The sequence below is a fragment of the Candidatus Eremiobacteraceae bacterium genome, from assembly GCA_035314825.1.
In the GTDB taxonomy this organism is placed as follows: Bacteria; Vulcanimicrobiota; Vulcanimicrobiia; order Eremiobacterales; family Eremiobacteraceae; genus JAFAHD01.
Genome location: DATFYX010000076.1, coordinates 12,973 through 35,056, shown reverse-complemented (window position 1 = coordinate 35,056; position 22,084 = coordinate 12,973). Strand labels below are relative to the sequence as shown.

Sequence of the window (22,084 nt, the reverse complement as noted above, 5' to 3'; positions counted from 1 at the left end):
GGCGGCCGGTGGAAAACTGTGCGCTGAGCCGCGATATCGAGTTCGCGTTACGATAAGGAGTGCATCTGTGCGATCATTCACGACTCGGGTATTGTTGTTTGCCCTTTCGGCAGCCGCCCTCGCCGGGTGCTCCAAGAACCCTGTTATCCAGCTTCCGCCGCCGCCGGCGGCGCGGATGTTTGTCAGCGATTCGAGCTTTGGCAGTCTCGGCACATTCAGCGTAAGCGTCTACAACCAACCGCTCAGCCAGTCGTCCGTGGCCGCGATCACTCTTGGCGCTGCCAATGGCCTTGCGGGCTTCCCTTCTGGATCGGCTTTCGATCATCAAGGTAATTTCTACGTGATCGACGACCTAAGCTCTTCGATCTATATCTATGCGCCGCCGGTGACCGCCACGAGTCAGCCGGCGACCGTCATAGGCCCGGAGCCCGGCTTCGCCAACGCTTTCTCGCTCGCACTTGACGCGAGCGGCAACATTTGGGTTTCGAGCTCCGGCAACTCGTTTATATATGAGTTCACGCCGCCGTTTACAACCGGCGTCGCAGTGCCGGCGCTGTCCATGCACGCCACTACCCCGGCTCTCGGTGGCAATTCCGGAATCATCTTCGACCCACTTGGACGCATGTTCGTGGCGAATCAGTTCTCGGACCAGGTGTTTGTCTTCCAACCCCCATTCACGGCGACGGCGACGGCGATCGCTGCGATCACGGTGCCGGGCGAACCGGAAGGGATCGCGGTCGATACGAAAGACCGTTTGGTGGTCGCCGAGTTCGTCAGCGGTAAGCTCGATGTCTACAACCCTCCATATGCGACGGGCATCATGCCAGCATTTGCGATTTCGCCGCCGATCGTCAGCGGAGGCTTGTCGGGTCAAACCTATCAGCCGAGCTTCGGGGCCAACGGGGACCTTTACGTCCCCTACCAAATCGATGGGGCTTTGGGGAACGTATCGATATTCGCGCAGCCGCTCGGCGTAAGTAGCGTCCCGATATTTAGTATCCCGGGCACAGGGCAGCCCACAGCCGTCTCGTTCGGACCGTAGGTCGGTCGCAACTCAAGAAGCCGCCGTCGCAGTCACGGCGGCTTCCTTTTTTCTCCGGCAAAAGGCCGCATAGGTCCACGCGAGCGGGTTGGCAGCGCGGCTCAACGAAGCCGCCGGGCACGTGAAACGGTTTCAGGTCGCGATCGTCGGCGGCGGCGTGGCCGGTCTTTCTGCGGCTCTCTTCCTCGCGCGCGCCGGCATTTCGGTCGCGGTCTTCGATCAGCACGAATCGAGCCTCTACCGCGTCTCGCGCGTGCACAACTATCTCGGCTTTCCCGATGGTATCCCGGGCCCAGAGCTCATCGAACTCGGCCGACGCCAGGCCACCCGTTTCGGCGCCGAGCTGTTCGATGAAGACGTGGAGGCGGTCGCCAACGCCGGCGCATCGTTTTCTGTTCGAACCGGCGCGGGGGCGTATGAGGCCGACTACGCGATTCTGGCATCCAACAAGCGCACCGACATCGCGCATGCGCTAGGCTTAGAGCTAGGGGGCTTCGGCAACAAATTTGTCAGCGTCGATTCAGAGGGTCGGACCGCGGTAGATCGGCTCTATGCGGCCGGCCGCATCACCGGCCTTCCGAGCCAAGCGAGCATTTCGGCGGGCGACGGCGCCAAAGTTGCGATCGCGATCATCCAACGTATGCGCGGCGGATATTATGTCGATCACGACACGTGACGCGAGCACGAACCTCTGGCGCACGGCGCTGGTGGTTCTCTTCAGCGTGTTGCTGCTCGCCCTCGGGCTGGCAGCATGGTTCATACGCGCCCCGTTGCCGAGGCTTGACGGCACGGTCACCGTCACCGGCTTGAGCGCGCCGGTGTCGATCCGGCGCGACGACCGCGGCATCGCCCATATCGAAGCTCAGACGGTTGACGATGCGTTGTTCGCCGAGGGGTTTGCCTGCGCACAGGATCGGCTCTGGCAGATGGACACGCTGCGCCGTCAGGCAGAAGGCCGGTTGTCCGAATTCGCCGGCCCCGGCGCGCTCGACGTGGACCGCTACATGCGCACGCTTGGACTTACCCATGCCGCGCAAGTCGACGTGGACGCGCTCGACGCGCCCACGCGGGCCGCGTTTGAAGCGTATGCGTCTGGGGTCAATGCGGCTGCGGCTTCCCATCCGCTGCCGATCGAGTTCAAGCTGTTGGGGTATGGCTGGGAACCATGGACGCCGCTCGACACCTACGCCATCGCGAAGCTGATGGCGCAGCGGCTCGACGATCAATGGTATTACATCGACGTCAAGGCAGCGCTGGTAGACAAGTTCGGCGTGCAGACCGCGGACGCGCTGGTCGACATGCAGATCCCAAAGCTTGAGCATCATATCCCGGGCTATGACGGTAGAGTAAACTCGACCGCTCCATACGCTGCTGACGGTCGAGTAAACTCGACCGCTCCATATGATCTTGCGCTGGGCCAGGATCCCACCGGGCACGAGCGCGGCACGGGATCCAACAATTGGATGGTCTCGGGTGCGCGCACGTCCACGCGCAAGCCGGTGCTTTCGAACGACACGCACCTCGGGCGAACGCTGCCGAGCACGTGGTGGACGGTCGAGGTGCGCGGAGGCGCTCTGCACGTCGGCGGCTTCACGCTGCCCGGGCTGCCTGGAATCATCCTCGGGCACAACGAGCGCATCGCGTTCGGCGTCACCAGCGCCGAAGAGGCCGTCGAGGACCTGTATATCGAGCGCTTCCGCTCGGCGACCTCGGACGAGTATCTCGCCAACGGCAAATGGCTCGAGGCGCAGCATCGCATCGAACGCATCGGGGTCAAGGGCCAGCCCGATGTCGTGCTCGACGTGTTGGTGACCCGCCACGGTCCGGTGATCCAGCGCGACGGGACGCGCGGGTTGGCGCTGGCGTGGACGATCCTGCGCGCCAAAGGCACGGCGCGTTCGCTGCTCGACATCGACACGGCAGCGAACTATCAGCAATTCCGCGCGGCGCTCGCGCAGCTCGAGGGCCCGGTGCTCAATTTCGGATACGCGGATACAGCCGGTCACATCGGGTATCAAGCCGCTGGCATGGTGCCGCTGCGCGCCCGCGGCGACGGCTCGGTCCCGGTCGAAGGTCAAGACGACCGCTATGCATGGATCGGCGACGTGCCGTTCGACAAGCTGCCCCACGCGCTCGATCCACGTGTCGGCTTCATCGTCACCGCGAACAATGAGCTGGTCGCGCCATCGTACCGGCCGCAGCTCTCGACCTACTTCGAGCCGCCCTTCCGCGCCGATCGCATCACACATGACCTCGCGCCGATGCGTGACGCGACGCCGCAACTCGTCGGCGCCGTGCAAGCCGACATCTTCGATTACCCGCATTGGCGGCTTGCGCAGGCGACCGCGCGCCTACTCGCGAGCTCGACCGATCCCGATACTATCGCGCTCGCGGGCCAGCTCAGGACGTGGAACGGCATGATGGACGTGCCGTCGCGAGTCCCTACGTTCATCGTGCTCGAAGAGGCTTGGCTCGCGCGCGATCTGCTCGAGCCGCGCCTCGGCTCCGTGCTGTTCGCGCAGTACGACAAGCACTATTGGAAGATCGTGCCGCTGTTGCGCGCCTTGGATGGCGATACTCGCTTGAGCAAGCTCGGCATCACGCGTGCCAGCGTCGAGGCCGCGATCGTGAATGCTGCCCGGGAGGCGGCGAGCCGCGGTGGATCCGGCGCAGCTCGTGATCTCGCCGCGCTGCAGCCGTGGGGGGTGCGCAACGCGGCGATCTATCGCCATCCGCTCTCGGTGAAATGGTTTCTCGGGTTCTTGAGCTTACCGCCGGTGCCGCAGCCCGGCAGCGGCTTCGCCCCATACGCGGCCAAACCGGATCACGGACCCTCGCAGCGCCTGGTGGTGGATCTGTCGGATTTCGACCAGTCATCGATGCTCTTGACGCTCGGCGAATCCGGCGTATACAGCGATCCCCACTACGACGACCAGCTCGACGACTACACGCACGTCGGTTGGGCGCCGGTCCCGTTCACCCAGGCGGCTGTCGTCGCGGCTACCCAGCATACGCTCGTCCTGACGCCCAGCACAGGGCGCTAGACCAGTTTGACCAAATCCACCAGCGTGATGGGTTCTCCGGCGACCACGTCGTCTTCTTCGATGTCCACGTGATAGCCCAGCGCTTCGAAGAAGGAGCGGGCCTCGACGTGTTTTGGGATCTGGACGAATACCGCGCTCGCGCCGGCTCCCCGTGCGCCGGCTTCGACCGCGCCGACCAGCGCTTTGCCGATCCCCTTCGCGCGCGCGTGCGGCAGAACGGCGATATGGAAAAGCCACATGACATCGCCTTGGCGGCTGAACAGCGCGGCACCGGCATCGCGGTCGTCCAACTCGGCGATGAACGCGCCGGCGTTGTCGGCGCGCAAGAACGATTCGACGTCGCCCAGCGTCGCCTCGACCGGTGCAAGCGCCGCATCCCCACCGCTGCGCTCGAGCACCTGATGGATCGCGGCCGCGTCCTCGTCGTTCGCCCGGCGCATGCGCATATCGCACAGGGTTTACCCTCATGATGCGCTTGCGCCTTCGCGTGATGGTCGCCGGCTACAACCAAGCGGTGGCGGAATACACGCTTGCGCGCCTTGAGATCTCATCCGCGCATCCGCGCATCGTCGCGCCGCCCGTCATCGACCGCTTGGGCGTGCAAGCCCGACCGGGCGACCCCGGCCGGGTCTGGCGCACCGCGATCGCGCAGGTGCGGGTCGCGCAAGCCTACGTGCGTACCGGCGCCAGCGCTGTCGCCCGCCGCCACGACGCGTGGTCGCGCCTGACCGCCGCGTTCGGCGCGGCGCGAGAATACGCCGCGGGCATCGAGTCGCTCCGCGCAGCGCGCGTGCGCGGCCGGCGCAAGCCGTCCAAATGATCGAACGCGTCGCGGTGATCGGCGCAGGCACGATGGGCAACGGCATCGCCCACAGTTTGGCGCTGGCCGGCTTTTCGGTCGCGCTCGTCGATGCGGCGCGCGAGGGGCTGACCCGTGGGATGGCCACGATCGATGCGAACCTACGGGCAGGCGTCGAACGCGGCAAGCTCACGGCGCAAGAAGCGCGCGACGCGCAATCTCGCATCTCACCCTCCACCGACAGCGCTGCGGCCGCAAATGCGCAGCTGGTGATCGAGGCAGTGCCCGAGGATCTGGGCCTCAAACACACCGTGCTGCGCGAGCTTCAAGACGCATGTCCGGCCGACACGATCTTCGCGACGAATACCTCGGCGCTGTCCATCACCGAGATCGCCGCGGCGGTCACGGATCCATCGCGCGTGGTCGGCATGCATTATTTCAACCCGGCTCATATCATGAAACTGGTCGAGATCGTGCGCGGCCTGGAGACTTCGCAGCGCGCGGTCGAGGTCGCGCTCGAAGTGGCGGCACGGTCTGGCAAAGAGACGGTGCTCATCAACGAGGCGCCCGGGTTTGCGACGAGCCGCATCAACGCGATGATCGGCAACGAGGCGTTCTACATGCTGCAGGAGGGCGTGGCGTCGGCGCGCGACATCGACAAGGCGCTCAAACTTGGTCTCAACCATCCGATGGGGCCGTTCGAGATGATCGACCTCGTCGGCTTGGACACGCGGCTCAAAGTCCTCGAGTACTTGCACGAGTCGCTCGGCGAGAAGTTCCGGCCGTGCCCGCTGCTGGTCAAGTACGTCAAGGCAGGCCGCTTGGGCCGCAAGGTCGGCCGCGGCGTCTACGAGTATCCCAAGGAGGGCGCGTCATCGAATACTTCAACGTGATCTTCTGGCTCAGCGCCGGTATCGGCGCGTTGCTCTGGCTCATCGGCGTGCTCGTGCGTCGATACGGGGATGCAGAGGTCGGCGGAGCAATCGCGTGGATCGGCGGCATCTGCGCAGCGGTCGGATTCGTGAGTGGTTTGAGCCTGCTGTCGGGCGGCCTGAGCGTGCTCGGGCTGCTGGCAGTCATCTGCGCCGGTTTCGCCACGCTCGGCCCCACCGATCAGCGGGTGGGTTTCTGGTTGGTCGCTATCGGGTTCGCGCTTGAGGGCGTCAATCAGTTGCCCGGTCAGGGAGCGGAGTGGTTGACGACGATCGCGGTCATCGCGTGCGCGCTGGGCCTGGCCGCGCTGCTCAACACGTGGCTGCGCAGCGCCATGCGCTCGAGCTCGACGACCGAAACGGGTTAGGCGACCCGGTATCGGTAGACGCCGGAATCGTCGGTGCGCGCGAGTCCGCCGCCGAGGCGGAGATATTCTAGGTGCGCCACTACCTCGACCAGCGCGAAACGTATCTCATGCGTCGAGAGCTTGTCGCCCCAGAAGTGGCGCACCACTTCGAACGCCGTGACGCCGGCGCCGTCGCTCGCGGCCACCTGCGATCGGACGCCGGCCAAACGCTCGTCATGGTGTTTGCGGAATTGGCCGATGCGCTCCGGCAACGTCGCGTAGCTCTCACCGTGGCCCGGCAACACCGCGTACGCGGATTCTCGTTCGAAGCGCCCGAGCGACCATAAGAAGTCTTCCAACGGATTGGGGCGGCATTCCGGATATAGCCCGATGTTAGGCGTGATCGTCGGCAGGAGCTGGTCGCCGCAGAAGACGACGCGCGCGTCATCGTCGACCAGCACGTAATGGAAGTCGCTGTGGCCTGGCGTCCACACGACGCGCAGACGCCGCTTGCCCGCCTCGACGACGTCGCCGTCCGACAAGTGTTCGAAGCGCTCCGGCAACGTGACCGCCCGGCGCAGCCCGTTGACCGCGGTGACGATCCCCTCGGCGATCTCACCGCCTGCGCCGTGTTCGCGCGAATACGTTATCCAATCGCTCAGCGGCTCGGTTCCCCAAACGAAGCGCGCGCGCCGTTCTTCCTGACCTAGCAGAAAGATGCGCGATCCCGCGGCTGCGCGCCGGCCCGACATGCCGATGTGGTCGGGATGCATGTGCGTGACGTAGACGCGCTCGATCGCTGTGTCGGGCACGCGCAGCTCGGCGAGAGCGGCGTCGAAGGCCGCACGCGCATCAGCGGTGTCGATACCCGCGTCGATAAGCGTATATCCGTGCTCGCCGCGCAGCAGATACAGGTTGACTTCGCGCAAGCGGAACGGCAGGGGCACTCTGATGCGCCACAGATCGGGCGCCAGCTGTTCAGGCGGCACGGTTGCGCTCGGCGGTCGACTTGAAATATGAGAGCGCGCCGTCGGTCAGCAGCGCGTGATAGCTCGCAAACAGCGCGCGCGCGCGCGTGCCTGGCCAGTCGCGGGGCAGCAGCTCCGCCGGTAGATCCGGGTCGATGAACGGGAAACGCCGGAAGTCGTGCGTCAGCGCGAAACGGTGCACGAACGCATCGTCATCGGACAGCGCGCGCTTGCGTCGCAACGCGGCATCTCGCGCGTAGAGCGGCTCGTAATGTTTGACGAACGCGGCGTAGTGGCGAGCGATGGATTCGAGCTGCCAGCAACGCCGCACCAGATCCGCGACCGCCACCGGTCCTTCGAATTGCGCGCTGAAGATGCGCGTAAACCGGGCGACGCCGTGTTCCTCGACGAGCGCCGCAGCCTGTGCGTGCACGTCGCGCGGGCTCATGTACGTCCCACCGCCGAGTGCGCCGAAGCCCAACCACGCGAGCTGCTTGCGCAGCCGGTCGCGGTGTGCGCGTTTGGTCTCCGGGATGGCATAGGTCAGCAGACACCAGCGGCCGTTCCACGCGCCGCGGCGCGGCTGGTAGATGCGCCGCGTGCCTTCCTCGATGAGATCCCGTCCGCGTTTCGTGAGCGCGTAATACGAGCGGTTGCCCTCGCGCTGCGCTGCGAGCCATCCGTCCCGCGCCAGACGCGCGACCGCCGAGCGGACCGCCATCTCAGAGATGCCGAAGCGCGCGCCCAGCGCGACGAGGCTGCCGAGCCACAGGTCGACGCGGCGCGGGTATGCGTAGTCGCCATATAACGTGAAGAGCATCGAGCGCGGGCGCAGCGGTGCGATGCCGGGGAACGATCCCAACGTGCGAGGGGTGCGTGGCGGCAGGGCGTTGAATCCTTACGTCGATTGTGGCAAATTTTGACCGACCGTGAGAATTATAGCATAACGGTCGAATAAATTCGACCGCTCCAGGGGTAGAGTAAAATGGCGCGCATCAAGACGTTTGACGATTGGGTGGAGGTGTTCCACCACTGGCAAAAGGACCTCGACGTCGACCCCGAGGTCTTCAACCGCGTGCTCGGCGGCTACACGCTCGAAGCCAAGTATGCCGATCCGCACAGCGACGAGATCGAGTTCGGCGAGTTCGCCGGCCAGCGCAAGTGGGAGAAGGTCATGGAGATCCCAGACCAGCGCATGCGCGATGCGGTGCTGACCATGATCATCTACCAGGGCGACACCGAGTTCGCTTCCAACGAGCAGCAGCGCAAGCTGCTCGCGACCGCGCCGTCCGAATACGACATGTACTCGATCTGCCGCGTGTTCATCGAAGAGACGCGCCACGGTTATCAGATGTGCCACCTGCTGGTCAACCATTTCGGTAACGATGGGCGCATCGAGGCGGAGAAGATGCTCGAGCGGCGCGCGGACCAGGGGACGCGCCTGCTTAACGCATTCAACACTCCGGTCAAGCACTGGCTCGACCTGTTCGCGTATCAGAACTACATGGATCGCGACGGCAAGTTCCAGCTGCAGATGCTCTCGCACTCAGGCTTCCGCCCCTTGTCGATGAGCATGGGGCCGATGCTGCGCGAGGAGTCGTTCCATCTGGGCACCGGTCTTACGGGCCTCAAGCGTGTGGCCAAAGCGGGCGTCGTGCCGGTCAGCATCCAGCAGAAGTACCACAACAAGTGGCTGTCCGGCTCGCTGGATCTGTTCGGCAACGATCACTCCTCGAGCGCCGTGTGGGCGTACATCTGGGGCATCAAGGGCCGGCCTGAGGAAGACAAAGAGGACGTTGAAGCCGACAAAGACCTGCTCAACGATTACGCGCGCCGCCAGTACTACGAGGAGTGCGCCAAGCTCGTCGATCAGGTCAACGCCGCCATCCCCGGCGACGAGAAGCTGTACGTAGCGGACATCCGCTTCAATCGGCAGATCGGCGAGTTCGCCGGCAAGACATACGCGGTCGACGGGCGGTTGCTCGACCGGGACCAATACGAAGAGCATCTCAAAGAAGTGCTGCCGAACGAGGACGACGAAAAAGTGCTGGCAGAGATCTTCAAGCAATCAGATTGGGTCGCGCCCAAAGCGGCGTAAGGAGAACATCGTGGCCACCAAGATCGAGAGCGAGACCAAGGCCAACGGCAAGACGCTGGTCACCTACCGTAAAGAGGGTGACCATATCGCCGTCATCACCTTCGACGACCCGCCCGCGAACACATACACGCACGAGATGATGCGCCAGCTCGACGACGCCATCTTGCAGGCGCGTTTCGACAATGCGGTGCAGGTCATCGTGCTGACCGGCGCCGGTGAGAAGTTCTTCTGCGCCGGCGCGAACATCGGCATGCTGCAGAAAGTCGACCCGACGTTCAAGTACTATTTCTGCCTGCACGCCAACGAGACGCTGACGCGGCTCGAGCAGACCCCCAAGCTCGTCATCGCGGCGCTCAACGGCCACACCGTCGGCGGCGGTCTTGAGATCGCGCTGGCCTGCGACATGCGCCTCGCGCGCAAGAACGCCGGCAAGATCGGGTTGCCCGAAGTGGCGCTGGGCGTGCTGCCGGGCACGGGCGGCACGCAGCGGCTCACGCGCGTGGTCGGCCGCACAAAAGCGCTCGAGCTGATGGTCACCGGCCGCACCTTCTCGTTCGAAGAAGCGCAGGAGCTGGGTCTCGTCACCGAGATCTACGAGGGCGACGGCGCGGCGTTCTTCAAAGACGTCATCACCTACGCCAAGCAGTTCACGACGCCGAACAAAGCGGCCAAGGCGGTCGGCAACATCAAGCGCTCGGTGGTGTCGGGCGGCGAAGTGCCGTTCTCCGAGGCGCTCTCGATCGAACGCGAGCTGCAACAGCTGCTGTTCCAAAGCAGCGACGCCAAGGAAGGCCTCAACGCGTACGTCGAGAAACGCATGGCCAAATTCACCAACTCGTAATCGCAGTGGCGCGTTCGCGAACGCGCAGGTCTTGACGAAGTAGCGCGTTTCGAAAAGACGCGCTACTCCGTTAGTGGCGGTAAGGCGTGAAATCGAAGCTCACGACCATGCGCGAGGCCATCGCGCAGCACGTGCCCGACGGCTCCTCGGTCGCCCTCGGGTTGGCGCTTGAGGCGCTTATCCCGTTCTCGGCGGGCCACGAGATCATCCGCCAGAAGAGGCGCGACCTCACCGTCATCGGCCCGATCTCCGACATCCTCTTCGACCAGCTCATCGGTGCCGGCTGCGTGCGCACCGTCGTCGCGGCGTGGGCGGGCAACGTCAGCGCCGGCCTGGGCTACAATTACCGGCGCGCGGCCGAAGACGGCGTGCCGCACAAGATCACGATCGAAGATCACTCCAACTTCACGATCGCGCTCAGTTTGCTCGCCGGGGCGCTCGGCGTGCCGTTCATCCCCGCGCGCACGCTGCTGGGTTCGGACATCCTCAAAACCAACGCGACGTTGCGCCCCGCACAGTCGCCGCTCGATGGCGAGCCCGTGCTGCTCGTGCCCGCGATCGTGCCAGACGTGGCTGTGCTGCAGGTCCAGCGGGCCGACGAGACCGGCGGCAATCACTGCTGGGGCAATCTCGGCGTGAGCGAAGAGGCGGGGCTTGCGGCTGCCAAGGTCATCGTCGTCGCCGAAGAGATCGTGCCGGTCGGCGTTATCAAGAGCGACCCCAACCGCGTACTCGTCCCACCGCACCGCGTGACCGCGGTCGTGCACGAGCCGGGCGGCGCGCATCCGTCACCCGTCCAAGGCTATTACGGCCGCGATACCGATTTCTATCACGAATACCACGCGCAGACCAAGACCGCCGAAGGGTTCGAGCAATGGCGCCAGCGCTGGATCGCCGGCATCGGATCGCGTGCCGTTTACTTGAAGCTGCTTGGAGCCGAGCGCTGGCGCGCGCTTGCCGTCAAACACGAGAATTTGGCCGCGCCGGCCAACTTCAGCGCGACATGAAACCTGCGTATACGCCGGCCGAGCTCATGGTCGTCGCCGCGTCGCGTGAGATCAAGGATGGCGAGGTGGTCTTCGTCGGCATGCGCCTGCCGCTCATCGCGTTTGCGCTGGCCAAACGCCTGCATGCTCCGGACGCGGTCGGCTTCTTCGAGAATGGCATCGTGCGCGACACGCCGTCGGCCGAACTGCTCTATACGATGGGCGATCCGCCGAACATCGAGGGCGCGCAGATGTGCTGTCGCATGACGACCGTCATGGGGCTCATGCAGAAAGGCGAAGTGGATCTGGGCTTTCTGGGCGGCGCGGAAGTCGATAGGTACGGCAATATCAACACGTCGTACATCGGCGATCCATACGCTCCCGAGGTAAAGCTGCCTGGCAGCGGCGGTGCCGCCGACATCGCTTCGCTGGCGCGACGTTTCGTCGTGATCATCGAGCACAATGACCGCCGGCTCGTAGAGCGCGTCAGCTACGTCACGTCACCGGGCAACGGGGACGGCGCGCACTGGCGCGCCGACGAAGGGTTGCCGCGCGGCGGACCATCGGCGATCATCACCACGATGGGCGTGCTGCGTTTCGGGTTCGAATCCGGCGAAGCGTACCTCGATACGGTGCATCCCGGCGTCAAAGCCGAGGACGTCAAAGCGAATACCGGCTGGCCGCTCATGGTCACGCCGGTGCTCAAGACGACGCCCGAGCCGACGGAAGAAGAGCTGCGCATCATCCGCGAGATCGACCCGAAGCGCTTCTGGACCGCTTAATCAAACTGCTACAGAAGTGTAGCTACAGAGCTACATTTATGTTATAGTTAGTCCATGGATGGCATTTTCGGTTCCCGCTTGCGGAGTGACGTACTGATCGCGGTCGCTCGACTTGGGACCACGTACGCGTCTGAACTCGCGGGCGTATTGAAGAAACGCCCCATCGAGATCCAGCGCGCGCTCCGATCGCTCGAGCGAGCCGGTCTGGTCACCACACGCCGCGTTGGAAGGGTGCGCCTCGTGGATCTCAATCGACGCTACCCGGAGAGCTCGGAGATGGCGATGCTGCTCCTGAAGCTCAGCGAGCGGCCTCTCTATCGGGAGCTCTGGGGGCGGACAAGCCGCCGACCGCGCGCTATGGGCAAGACCCCTCGATGAATCTCAAAGACGCGTCCCTCATCGAGATCGCTGCGCTGGCCAGCAAAGAGCTCGAGGCGGCCGGCATCAAAGCGGCCGTTGTGGGCGGGAGTGCCGTCACGGCATACGTGCCGGACGTCTACACGTCCCACGATATTGACTTCGCAGCGATCAACGGAGCGAGCCGACGCGAGTTCGGCGACGCAGTCGCCAAAATAGGGTTCCGCGCATCCGGTCGAGATTTCGTCCATCCCGAGGTCGCGTACTCGCTCGACCTCGTCGCGGACACACCATTCGTGGATCAGCGAGCGATCAAGGATTTCACGACTTTGCCCACCCGCTTCGGCACGGTGCGCGTGCTGCATTTCGAAGATGCGATTGCCGACCGGATCGCTGCGTTTCTGCACTGGGCGGACTCTCAGTCGTTGGAGGTCGCGGAGCGCGCCGTTCAGGCTCATGCGCGTCGCGTTTCCTGGAATAGCCTCGAGCGTGCGCTTGACGATTTGGACGCAAGCGCGCCTGACGGCGCTGCGCGCCTGGCTCTAGCGAAGCGCCGGCTTCGCGCCGCCGCGAAGGTCGGGCGGTCTCTTCCAGAGTAGTCTAGTGCTGCGGCGGTGGAGTCCGCCCGCGAGCTCTTATAAGCCCGAACCGCCTTCAAGGCCGATGACTCCTGAGCAATCGCGTGAGCACAAGCTCAGGAGGCCGTCGTGCATCTGCTTTTCAATTCGTCCATCCTCAGCAATACCTGGCTCGTCGCCGCCGCGTGGATGACGCTCGCTTTCGCCGGCGCGTTCATCTCCATACGCCTGAAGATCTCTGCCGCGCTCGTCGAGATTGTGCTCGGGATTCTCGCCGGCAATCTCATCGCGCTGACAACCAACAGCTGGATCGACTTCGTTGCGGGCTTCGGCAGCATCATGCTCACCTATCTCGCCGGCGCCGAGATCAATCCCGACGTGCTTCGCCGCCAGTGGCGGCCCGCCGTCCTCATCGGCACCGTGTCGTTCGCTCTGCCGTTTCTAGGCGCGTTAGCTTATGCGCTGTTCGTCGGCCACTGGTCTGCGGACGCGGCCAAAGTCGCCGGCGTCGCCATGTCCACGACCTCGGTGGCCGTGGTCTACGCCGTGATGCTCGAATCAGGCCTGGCCGGTAAGGAATTCGGCCAGCTCATCCTGGCCGCGTGTTTCATCACCGACTTAGGGACGGTGCTCGCCCTGGCGCTGCTGTTCGCCAACTATGACGCCTGGCTGGCGCTGTTCATCGGTGTGTCCGTCGTGGCCGTGCTGCTCGTACCCAAGTACCTCCCAGCGGCTTTCGTGAAAATGGGCGACCGCGTCAGCGAACCCGGTACGCGGCTGCTGTTCGCCATCATCCTGACGCTTGCCGGTCTGGCGACGCTTGCCAAGAGCGAAGGCGTGTTGCCCGCCTACGTGTTGGGCTTCGCCTCGGCCGGCTTCTTGCTGTCGCACATCGAGTTCGCCCGCCGCTTGCGTACTACGACAATGAGTCTGTTGACGCCGTTCTACTTCATCAAAGCCGGTACACTTGTGTCGCTCGTCCAGGTACTTGCAGCGTTCAAGACGGTGCTAGCCCTATTCGCCGTGAAAGTCGTGGCGAAGATCCTCGGCGTCTGGCCCGTGGCGCGCGGCTTCCGTTACTCCGCCACCGACGCCACGTATTTGACGCTCATGATGGCGACCGGGCTGACCTTCGGCACGATCTCAGCGCTCTACGGCCTGAGCCACCACTACATCGATCAGCTGCAATACAGCGCCCTGGTCACGGTCGTCATCGCCACGGCGATCGTCCCTACGCTGATCGCGCAGATCCACTTCCCGCCGACCCAAGAGGTACTGGAGGCCGAGTCGGGCGGCCTCGAGGAGATCGAGGTCTAGCTAGTGGCGGAAGAGCGGCGTCTGCGAGAGCCCGTTGATGATGAACTGGATCGCCAGCGCCGAGAGGATGATGCCGAGCAGCCGCGTGAGCACGCCGACGCCGGTCCGGCCGATCCACTTGAGCACCAGCGTCGCCCCGCGCATGCACAGCCAGGTCAGCAAGAGCGCGAGAGCATAGGCTGCGTAGACGATCGTCGTGCGCGCCGGGTCGCCGCGGCTCAAGCTCACCAGCAGCAAGACGGTCGCGATCGTACCCGGGCCCGCGATCATCGGGATGGCCAGCGGGAACACGGCCGCATTCTCGCGCTCGATCGCCTCGCGCTCCTCTTCGGGCTTGGCGCGCGCGCCTGACGGGCGCGCGAACAACATGTCGATCGAGATCAGCAGCAGCAAGATGCCGCCCGCGATGGAGAAGGCCGGCAGCGTGATGTTCAGATAGGTGAGCACGTAGCGCCCCACCAGCGCCATGAAATAGATGACCGCCGCGGCCACGATGACGGCGCGGTCGATCATCTTGCGGCGCGCGTCCGGCGGCGCCGAGGCGGTGACCGACAGCGACAACGGCACCATGCCGACCGGATCGATGATGGTCAGCGCAGTGGCAAACGCGGTGATGGCGAAATGGATCTCCACGCGCGCTTCGTTCGCGGTAGAGCTGGCTAGCGGCCTCCACCCGATTCGACGAGCGAGACGAACTTCTCGACCAGTTTGGGGTCGAATTGCGTGCCGGCCCGCGCGCGCAGCTCGCGCACGGCCTGCTCGTACTCGATGCGCTTGTGGTACGGCCGGTCGATGACCATCGCCGAGTAGGCGTCGATCAGCGAGACGATGCGCGCCAGCAGCGGGATGTGCTCGCCCTTGAGGCCCTCTGGATAACCCTTGCCGTCGAAGCGCTCGTGGTGATACTTGACCGCCTTGGCGGCGTCGGCGAAGCCGGGGATGTTCTCGATGAGCATCGCGCCGATGGTGACGTGGCGCTTGACCAACTCGTATTCTTCGGGCGCGAGGCGGCCCGGCTTGGCCAGCAGCGGCGCAGGCAACGCGATCTTGCCGACGTCATGGAGCACCGATGCACGCAGCAGCGAGTCCATATCAGCCTTTTCAAGCGCCAGAACGTTGCCGAACTCGCGCGCCACGCGGTTGACATGCTCGAGATGGCTGCGCGTCGAGCGATCGCGCGCGAGCAGAGCCGCGAGCAGCTCGGAGACCGGTCCGAAATCGCCTTCCAAGCGCAGCTGGGTGGTACCGACGCGCTGCAGGCGCGTCGCAGGCCGGCCCATGCGCTTGCTCTGGTACAGCGCCGCGTCGGCTTTGGCGATGAGGTCCGCGGGCGAGTCGGCGTCGAGCGGGAAGAGCGCATAGCCGATCGAGCACTTCACCGGGATGGCGGAACCGTCCGCGAGCCGCAGGTCGCGCTCTTCGAGCTCGGCCGTGACGCGGTTGATGATGCTTTCGGTCTGCTCGCGCGTGGTCTCGGGCAGCACGACCATGAATTCGTCGCCGCCGTAGCGGCCGACGACGTCGGTGGAGCGTACCGCTCCCATGAGCACGCCGGTGACCATCTTGAGCGCGTCGTCGCCCACGAGGTGGCCGTAGGTGTCGTTGACATTCTTGAAGTTGTCGAGGTCCATCATCACGACCGCGACCGCCTGGCCGTTGGTGCGCGATCGGCGCAGCTCTTCCTCGAGCCGCGTCTTCAGATAGCGGTGATGGAACACGCCGGTGAGCGGATCGCGGTCGGCGCGCGACTCGGCCTGGTCGTACAGCTGCGCGTTTTGGACGGCCACCGCGAGCTGTTCGGCGATAGCGGTGAGCAGGCGCACGCTCGAGTCGTCGTACGCGTTCTCGCGATAGGCCTGGGCGGACATCACGCCGATGCACTTGTTGCCGAGGCGCAGCGGGGCCATGGCCAGCGAGCGAACGTTGCTGACGTTATCGGTACCGATGACGCCGTGCGGCTGGTTATCGATCTCTTCGAGGGTCTGGAACACCAAAGTGCGATTGGACGCCATGACGCGCTCGGCGATCGAGCTCTTCATCGGCGTATCGCCGACCTCCATGACGTTGTTGCCCTCGATGAAATATTCCATGTGCAGGGCGTTGCCGTCCTCAGTGCGCAGCGCGACGAAGAAGCCGGGCGCCTCGATGACGCGCCGGACCTCTTCGCATACGGTCTGGTACAGGGTGTTCAAGCTGAGCTGCGCGGCAAGCGCCCGCGAGACTTCAGAGAGCATCTTCAGTTCGCGCGCGCGCTGGTCGGCCTGCACGACCGCCTGGGAGTTCTCGACCGCGATGGCCGCCTGTTCGGCGACGGCGACCACCAGGTCGCGATCGCGTTCGGTGTAGGCGTGCGGGCGCGAGCTCTGCACGGAGATCACGCCGATCGTGCGCGCGCCGATGCTCATCGGCACGACGAGCGCTGAGACGACGTCCTCGCTGCTCGCGTCGCCGTGCATGATGACCGGATACGGCTTCCAATCCTCGGGGGTCCGCATGAGCAACGGCACGCCTTCGCGGAACACCTGGCCGCACAGCGAACCCTGCAGCGGCATCGGATCGACGACGTCGAGCACGCGGTAGTGGTCGACGCAATAGGGGATCGTCATCAGGCCCTGTTCCCACGAACCAAGCGCGACCCAGAACGTAGACGCATCGAGCACGCCGCCCAGCAACCGGTGCAAGCGGTGGAACAGACGGCGCAGATCGCGTTCCGACGCCAAGGCCCGCGCCGTCTCGAGCATGAGACGCAGCTCTTGGCTGCGCGCGCGCGCTTCTTCGGCGGCGTTCTTGTTGCGCACGACGAGCGCGCCGACGTCGGCTGCCGCCGCTACGAATTCGAGCTCTTTCTCGCCGAAGACGCCGTCGCGCGGATTGCGCGTCGCGATGTAGCCGAGGTTGCGCCCGTCATTGCGGATCGGCGCGATGATGACCGAGCCGATATTGGTCAGCATGTTGCCGCGGCTTGCCAGCGTCTGCGGCGCATTGGCCGGACGGCCGAACTGCAGCGCGCGGCCCGCGCGCATCGCTTGCGCGATGAAGCCGCGCTCGATCACCGGCAGCGAATTGCGGTCGTCGAGATTGCGTTGATAGCGGATGCGGAATCCGTCGCGCGCTGTCGGATCGGCGGTGGCGGCGACGAGGATCGGCGTGTCGATGTACGAGCGCAGCGCGGTGTGGACGTGGCTGAAGAACTGTTCTTCCGGGTGCCCTGCGGCAAGCGAGAGCAGCTGCGCGTAAAAGGACGACTCCCAGGGGAGCGTTGCCGATTCGGAGCGGAGCAGCGGGTTGAAGCCCGTCGTCGCCGGCGGAGTGGCCGGCCTCCACGCCGAGGGAACGCCTTTCCCTGGCTGCGGCAGATTCTTAATCGCTCACGTCCTGTTCCGGTAAACCGGGGTTCTCTATGTGACTCGGCGCAACGACGTTTTGTGACATTTCTTACCGAGCGGCCGAGCGAGCCCAAGGGGGCCTCCGAGGGCTGACCGAATCCGGAGCCGCTGTGTTCCGCTCTATTGGACTTATCGTCATTGTATTGGCCCTGGCCACAGGCTGTAACGTCATTAAGGCGACTCCGACCACCACCACCAAACCCGGGACACTTCAAGGGGTCGTGACCGGGCCCAGCGGGCCGGTCGCCGGCGCGCAGATCTCGGTGACGCCGACCGACAACTCGTACCACACCGGCGGGACCGACCAGACCGGCTTCTATCAGATCACCGGTATCCCAGCGGGGTCCATCGTCTACACCGTTTCTGCGCCCGGGTATCAGACCGTCAACGGCAGCGCCATGATCGCCCCGGACACGACGACCATTCAGAACGTCAGCCTGAGCCTCAGCTGACGGTCGAATAAATTCGACCGCTACGGGGTCTTGAGGGCGTAGGCTTCGTCGAGCACCTCCGCCAGATGTTTGACCTTGGTGCGCATGCCGCGCTCGAGCATGCCGGCCTGGATCTGCATATGGCAGCCCGGGTTGCCCGTCACCAGGTAATCCGCGTTGGCGTCCTCGATCGCGTCGAGCTTCTCTTCAAGGATCTTCGCCGACATCTCGGGCTGCGTCAGGCTGTAGACGCCGGCCGCGCCGCAGCAGCGATCGGCGTTGGCAAGCTCGACGTAGTCGACCCCGGGGATCTGCGCGAGCAGAGAGCGTGGCTGGCTGCGCACGCCCTGTCCGTGCGCGAGATGACACGCATCTTGATACGTGATGCGCTTGCGCAGCGTGCCGAAATCCGTGCGCACGCCCAGATCGAAGAGCAGCTCGCTCGCGTCCTTGACCTTGAGCGCAAATGCCGCGCCGCGCTCCGCATACTGCGGATCATCGCGCAGCAGTTCGCCATACTCTTTCATGATCGCGCCGCAGCCCGCCGAATCGAGCACGATGACATCTACCTGAGCGCGCTCGAATACGTCGATGTTGCGCTTGGCCATCGCTTTGGCGTGTTCGCGCTCGCCGGCGTGCACGTTGAGCGCGCCGCAACACCACTGGCCGCGCGCCACGACGACGTCGCAGCCGTTGTGCCGCAGGACGCGCGCCAGCGATTCGTGCACGTGTCCGAACAACGACCCCATGACGCAGCCGGTGAACAAGCCGATGCGCGCTCGCCGCTCGCCTTCGGCCGGGATGATCTCGGGCAGCGCTCCATGGGTGGCGGCGCCGTTGCGAGGGATCATGTCGAGCAGCTTGCGCGTGCGCCCGGGCGCGATGGCGGCCGCGAACGTCGCCAGCCACGGGATGCGCTGCAAGAGCTGTGCCGGCGCCATGGCGAGTTTGAAGAGGCCCTCATTCGGCAGCAGCTGCTCGAACGCGAGGCGGCGGAAGCGGCGCCAGCCGCGCCGCTCCGGCGTCAGCTCGCCGCGCTGCTCGATCTGGAAGCGCGCGTATTCGAGCAGGCGCCCGTAGGGCACGCCTGATGGGCACGCGGTCTCGCACGCGCGGCAGCCCAGGCACAGGTAGAGGTGCTCGGCGAGGTCCTCGTCGATGTCGGCGACGCCGTCGGCCACCTGCTTCATAAGGAAGACACGGCCCCGCGGGGAGTCTGGTTCCTCGCGCAGCTCGCGGTAGGTCGGACAGGCCTGTTCGCACAGCCCGCAGCGCGTGCACTTGCTCAGGTCGTCGTCGGCGGGGCGCTCGGGACCGGCGTAGCCGATCGGCCTGATCAGCGGCTCAGATGCCACCGATGAACCCGCCCGCGTCGAAGGTGCCTGCCGGGTCGAGCGCCGCTTTGAGGCGCCGTTGCACCTTCATCGGTAGTCCGGCGGGCAAGGGCGCGATGAACTCCTGCGCCCGTGCGTACGGCGCCGAGAGAAACTCGACGGTCCATTGATTGTCGGCGCACGCGTGCCACAACGCACCCGGCTGGGGAGACGCCGACGCAGCCGGTATGTGGGCCAGCAGCACGCCCGCATACGGGTGTGCGCTGATCTGCGCCTCGGGCCACGCGGTCCGCACCGCGCCAACCAGCGCGTGCGTCTGCGCGGGCGGCGCGACGAACTTAGCCATCACGTAGGACTGGGGATCATACGCCGCGCCTGCGCTCAGCTCGGCGATGTCCGCCCACAACGGCTCGACGAGCTCCGCCGGGATGTCGCGCAGCGCGTCGCTGCCCGTTTCTTTGCAGAGCGCCGCGGCGCCGTCGAACTGTGCGACCGTCGCGACGCGCGACCCGCCGCAGCGCACGGCCAGCGTCCACGGCGGCGCGCCCGAGGCTCGCAAGGCGGGCACGCGTGCCGCGGCGCCTGCATCGTGCAGCGTCATCGCCATCACGAAGAGCGGCGATCCGGCGATGGCGGTCGCCGCCGCGCACGCCGATGCGCAATCGGCAAACGACGCGACCAGCAGGCGCTGGGTGGCGGGCAGCGGCGCGACCTTGATGGTCACCTCGCCGATGAGCCCCAGCGTACCGCGCGATCCGATGAACGCTTTGTGCGTGTCATAGCCCGCGACGCTCTTGACGACTTTCGCGCCGCTGAACGCGACGAGTCCGTCCGAAAGCGCGAGCCGCACGCCCAGCACGTTGTCGCGCAGCGCGCCGTAGCGCTGCCGGAGCGCGCCGTTCGCGTTGGCGGCCAGCGTGCCTCCGAGGCTCGCGCTTGCGGCAAAGGGCGCGTCGCTCGGGAAGAACTGGCCGTAGCGGCGCAGCGCGAACTGCAGATCCTGCAGCGGCGTTCCAGCGGCGACGGTCGCGGTCAGGTCGCCGGGCTTGTGCTCGAGCACGCCGCGCAATTCCGAGGTGTCGATCACGGCATCGATCTCGGCGCGCCGCGGCGGTCGATTCGACTTGGTACCTGCGCCGCGGATCACGACCGAGGCGTGCTCGCCGGCGATGATCTTCACCGCGCGCGCCGCTTCGTCCAACGTGCGCGGGGAAAGCACGAGTTTGGGCACGACGCCGCCGACCGCGCTGCGCGCGCAATCGTCCGGATGCACGCGGAAACGCTCGCCGAGCACATCCCGCAGCGCGATGGTGAACGGCGTCGACGCGAGCACGATGTGCTAGAACGCCGGCCCGGCCGCGGCTGCGACCTCGGGCTCCAGGCGGTGCAGCCGGCGCGAGGATTCGCCGCAGCGCCGCGACGTCGGAAATATCTTCTGCGGATTGCAGAGCCCGGTGTTGCCGAACACGAGCTTGATGCGCGACATCAGCTCGAGGTCGCTGGGCGAGAACTGCAGCGCCATGCAGTCGCGCTTTTCGGTGCCGACGCCGTGCTCGCCCGACACGCTGCCGCCGCGCTCGATGCACGCGCGCAAGATCTCCTCGCCCGCTACGACGGCCCGCTCGACGTCGCCAGGTTTCCTCTCGTCGAACAAGATCAGCGGGTGCAGGTTGCCGTCGCCGGCGTGGAAGACGTTGCAGATGCGCAGGCCATGCCTTTCGCTGATAGCGGCGATCTCGCGCAGCATCTCCGGCAGCAGACTGCGCGGAATCACGCCGTCCTGCACGTAGAAGTTGCGGCTGAGCCGGCCCATCGCGCCGAATGCGCCCTTGCGTCCCTTCCAGATGCGATCGCGCTCGTCGGCCGTCTGCGCCAAGCGCACTTCGCGCGCGTGATTGCGCCGGCAGACGTCGCGCACGTCCGCCGCGGTCTCGTCCACCGCGACGGCCATGCCATCCACTTCGACGATGAGAATCGCTTCGGCGTCGGTCGGGAACCCCGCATGCGCGAAGGCCTCGACCGCTTGCGTCGAGGTGCGATCCATCATCTCGAGCGCGCCGGGGATGATCCCAGCCGCGATGATCGCCGAAACCGACTGCGAAGCGTCTTCGACCGAATCGAAGACCGCGAGCATCGTGCGCGCCGCTTCCTGGATCGGCGTCAGCTTGACGACGATCTTGGTGGCGATGCCGAGCGTGCCTTCAGAACCGACGAATAGCCCCAGCAGGTCGTAGCCGGGCATGTCGACCGTGCGGCCGCCCAGCCACACGAGTTCGCCTTCCGGCGTGACGACTTCGACGCCGAGCGTGTGGTTCGTGGTGACCCCATACGCCAGGCAATGCAGACCGCCGGAATTCTCGGCGATATTGCCGCCGATGGTGCACGCGGCTTGGCTGGACGGATCGGGGATGAAGCACAGACCGTGCTGCTTCACCGCAGCGGTGATCTCCGCGTTGACGACGCCGGGCTCGACGAGCGCAAGGCGGTTCGCGACGTCCACCTCGAGGATGCGGTGCAGCCGGGCAGTCGAGATGACGACGCCGCCCGATTCGGGCACGGCGCCGCCGGACAGCCCTGTGCCGGCGCCGCGCGCTAAGAACGGATAGCCGCGCTCGTTGCAGGCCGCGACCACCGCCGCGACTTCAGACGCGCTGCCGGGCAGCACGACGACCTCGGGCAGCGCCTGGTCCACAGAACCGTCGTACTGGTAGTTGCGCAGGTCGGCGGACGCCGACAGCGTGTGCGCGGCGCCGACGATGACCTGCAGACGTTTGATGAAGGCAGCGTCCATGAGCAACGCTCAGACTTCGCGCACACGGACGCCTGCGACCTCCGCAGGGCA

General features: G+C 65.6%; 21 protein-coding genes and 1 riboswitch. Of the genes, 13 read left to right on the top strand and 8 right to left on the bottom strand.

The window, feature by feature from the left end:
• From VKF82_11340 to VKF82_11330, 3 genes are all read left to right on the top strand, one after another.
• On the top strand, positions 1-1,042 hold a 1,042-nt coding region (locus tag VKF82_11340; protein ID HME82648.1), incomplete at its 5' end, for a hypothetical protein.
• 121 nt (positions 1,043-1,163) lie between these two features.
• The gene (locus VKF82_11335) at positions 1,164-1,718 is read left to right on the top strand and encodes an NAD(P)/FAD-dependent oxidoreductase (GenBank protein ID HME82647.1); all 555 of its coding nucleotides are present in this window, start codon (positions 1,164-1,166) and stop codon (positions 1,716-1,718) included.
• Positions 1,699-4,086, top strand: a complete 2,388-nt coding sequence (locus VKF82_11330; GenBank protein HME82646.1) for a penicillin acylase family protein — start codon at positions 1,699-1,701, stop codon at positions 4,084-4,086. The genes VKF82_11335 and VKF82_11330 overlap by 20 nt, the downstream gene beginning before the upstream one ends.
• On the opposite strand, the gene VKF82_11325 is transcribed toward VKF82_11330, so the two are convergent.
• Entirely contained in the window at positions 4,083-4,532 is a 450-nt protein-coding gene (locus tag VKF82_11325; GenBank protein HME82645.1) for a GNAT family N-acetyltransferase, read from the bottom strand. The two genes, VKF82_11330 and VKF82_11325, sit on opposite strands and share 4 nt — an antisense overlap.
• A gap of 20 nt (positions 4,533-4,552) precedes the next feature.
• Between VKF82_11325 and VKF82_11320 the strand changes: the two genes are divergently transcribed.
• The 3 genes from VKF82_11320 to VKF82_11310 are packed head-to-tail and all read left to right on the top strand — an operon-like array spanning position 4,553 to position 6,185.
• Positions 4,553-4,906, top strand: a complete 354-nt coding sequence (locus tag VKF82_11320) for a hypothetical protein (protein ID HME82644.1) — start codon at positions 4,553-4,555, stop codon at positions 4,904-4,906.
• Positions 4,903-5,778 (top strand): 3-hydroxyacyl-CoA dehydrogenase NAD-binding domain-containing protein, encoded by an 876-nt coding sequence (locus tag VKF82_11315; GenBank protein HME82643.1) that lies wholly within the window; start codon positions 4,903-4,905, stop codon positions 5,776-5,778. Before VKF82_11320 ends, VKF82_11315 begins: the two co-directional genes overlap by 4 nt.
• Positions 5,775-6,185 (top strand): hypothetical protein, encoded by a 411-nt coding sequence (locus VKF82_11310; GenBank protein ID HME82642.1) that lies wholly within the window; start codon positions 5,775-5,777, stop codon positions 6,183-6,185. Before VKF82_11315 ends, VKF82_11310 begins: the two co-directional genes overlap by 4 nt.
• Here VKF82_11310 and VKF82_11305 read toward each other — a convergent pair.
• Together VKF82_11305 and VKF82_11300 are read right to left on the bottom strand one after the other, a co-directional pair.
• Positions 6,182-7,153, bottom strand: coding sequence for an MBL fold metallo-hydrolase (locus VKF82_11305; protein HME82641.1), 972 nt, complete (start codon positions 7,151-7,153; stop codon positions 6,182-6,184). The two genes, VKF82_11310 and VKF82_11305, sit on opposite strands and share 4 nt — an antisense overlap.
• Complete coding sequence (locus VKF82_11300; GenBank protein ID HME82640.1) at positions 7,143-7,994, bottom strand: PaaX family transcriptional regulator C-terminal domain-containing protein; 852 nt, start codon at positions 7,992-7,994, stop codon at positions 7,143-7,145. Before VKF82_11300 ends, VKF82_11305 begins: the two co-directional genes overlap by 11 nt.
• A 123-nt stretch (positions 7,995-8,117) precedes the next feature.
• On the opposite strand from VKF82_11300, the gene VKF82_11295 reads away from it, so the two are divergent.
• From VKF82_11295 to VKF82_11270, 6 genes are all read left to right on the top strand, one after another.
• Entirely contained in the window at positions 8,118-9,230 is a 1,113-nt protein-coding gene (locus VKF82_11295; protein HME82639.1) for a Phenylacetic acid catabolic protein, read from the top strand.
• Between the two features lie 10 nt (positions 9,231-9,240).
• Positions 9,241-10,071 carry an enoyl-CoA hydratase/isomerase family protein gene (locus VKF82_11290; GenBank protein ID HME82638.1) on the top strand — a complete coding sequence of 277 codons (831 nt, stop codon included), beginning with the start codon at positions 9,241-9,243 and terminating at the stop codon, positions 10,069-10,071.
• A 107-nt stretch (positions 10,072-10,178) separates the two neighbouring features.
• Positions 10,179-11,078, top strand: coding sequence for a CoA-transferase (locus tag VKF82_11285; protein HME82637.1), 900 nt, complete (start codon positions 10,179-10,181; stop codon positions 11,076-11,078).
• Positions 11,075-11,839, top strand: a complete 765-nt coding sequence (locus VKF82_11280) for a CoA-transferase (GenBank protein HME82636.1) — start codon at positions 11,075-11,077, stop codon at positions 11,837-11,839. The genes VKF82_11285 and VKF82_11280 overlap by 4 nt, the downstream gene beginning before the upstream one ends.
• A gap of 374 nt (positions 11,840-12,213) precedes the next feature.
• Entirely contained in the window at positions 12,214-12,795 is a 582-nt protein-coding gene (locus VKF82_11275; GenBank protein HME82635.1) for a hypothetical protein, read from the top strand.
• Between the two features lie 2 nt (positions 12,796-12,797).
• Positions 12,798-12,876: riboswitch (Fluoride riboswitch) on the top strand.
• Positions 12,877-12,903: 27 nt separating this feature from the next.
• Positions 12,904-14,091: a cation:proton antiporter gene (locus VKF82_11270; protein HME82634.1), complete on the top strand. Its 1,188-nt coding sequence runs from the start codon at positions 12,904-12,906 to the stop codon at positions 14,089-14,091.
• On the opposite strand, the gene VKF82_11265 is transcribed toward VKF82_11270, so the two are convergent.
• Together VKF82_11265 and VKF82_11260 are read right to left on the bottom strand one after the other, a co-directional pair.
• Positions 14,092-14,724, bottom strand: coding sequence for a MarC family protein (locus tag VKF82_11265; GenBank protein HME82633.1), 633 nt, complete (start codon positions 14,722-14,724; stop codon positions 14,092-14,094).
• Positions 14,725-14,750: 26 nt separating this feature from the next.
• Positions 14,751-17,186, bottom strand: a complete 2,436-nt coding sequence (locus tag VKF82_11260) for a diguanylate cyclase (protein ID HME82632.1) — start codon at positions 17,184-17,186, stop codon at positions 14,751-14,753.
• 401 nt (positions 17,187-17,587) lie between these two features.
• Here VKF82_11260 and VKF82_11255 point away from each other — a divergent pair, with 401 nt between their 5' ends.
• The gene (locus VKF82_11255) at positions 17,588-17,929 is read left to right on the top strand and encodes a carboxypeptidase-like regulatory domain-containing protein (protein HME82631.1); all 342 of its coding nucleotides are present in this window, start codon (positions 17,588-17,590) and stop codon (positions 17,927-17,929) included.
• Between the two features lie 20 nt (positions 17,930-17,949).
• On the opposite strand, the gene VKF82_11250 is transcribed toward VKF82_11255, so the two are convergent.
• The 3 genes from VKF82_11250 to VKF82_11240 are packed head-to-tail and all read right to left on the bottom strand — an operon-like array spanning position 17,950 to position 22,033.
• Complete coding sequence (locus VKF82_11250) at positions 17,950-19,263, bottom strand: (Fe-S)-binding protein (protein HME82630.1); 1,314 nt, start codon at positions 19,261-19,263, stop codon at positions 17,950-17,952.
• Entirely contained in the window at positions 19,253-20,575 is a 1,323-nt protein-coding gene (locus tag VKF82_11245) for an FAD-binding oxidoreductase (protein ID HME82629.1), read from the bottom strand. The genes VKF82_11250 and VKF82_11245 overlap by 11 nt, the downstream gene beginning before the upstream one ends.
• A 6-nt stretch (positions 20,576-20,581) precedes the next feature.
• Positions 20,582-22,033 (bottom strand): FAD-linked oxidase C-terminal domain-containing protein, encoded by a 1,452-nt coding sequence (locus VKF82_11240; GenBank protein HME82628.1) that lies wholly within the window; start codon positions 22,031-22,033, stop codon positions 20,582-20,584.
• Positions 22,034-22,084 lie beyond the last annotated feature (51 nt).

Bases quoted from the DNA above. Each gene is read 5' to 3' on its own strand.
- VKF82_11330 (HME82646.1), top strand. From the start codon at position 1,699: ATGTCGATCACGACACGTGACGCGAGCACGAACCTCTGGCGCACGGCG.
- VKF82_11325 (HME82645.1), bottom strand. From the start codon at position 4,532: ATGCGCATGCGCCGGGCGAACGACGAGGACGCGGCCGCGATCCATCAG.
- VKF82_11320 (HME82644.1), top strand. From the start codon at position 4,553: ATGATGCGCTTGCGCCTTCGCGTGATGGTCGCCGGCTACAACCAAGCG.
- VKF82_11315 (HME82643.1), top strand. From the start codon at position 4,903: ATGATCGAACGCGTCGCGGTGATCGGCGCAGGCACGATGGGCAACGGC.
- VKF82_11295 (HME82639.1), top strand. From the start codon at position 8,118: ATGGCGCGCATCAAGACGTTTGACGATTGGGTGGAGGTGTTCCACCAC.
- VKF82_11285 (HME82637.1), top strand. From the start codon at position 10,179: ATGCGCGAGGCCATCGCGCAGCACGTGCCCGACGGCTCCTCGGTCGCC.
- VKF82_11280 (HME82636.1), top strand. From the start codon at position 11,075: ATGAAACCTGCGTATACGCCGGCCGAGCTCATGGTCGTCGCCGCGTCG.
- VKF82_11275 (HME82635.1), top strand. From the start codon at position 12,214: ATGAATCTCAAAGACGCGTCCCTCATCGAGATCGCTGCGCTGGCCAGC.
- VKF82_11240 (HME82628.1), bottom strand. From the start codon at position 22,033: ATGGACGCTGCCTTCATCAAACGTCTGCAGGTCATCGTCGGCGCCGCG.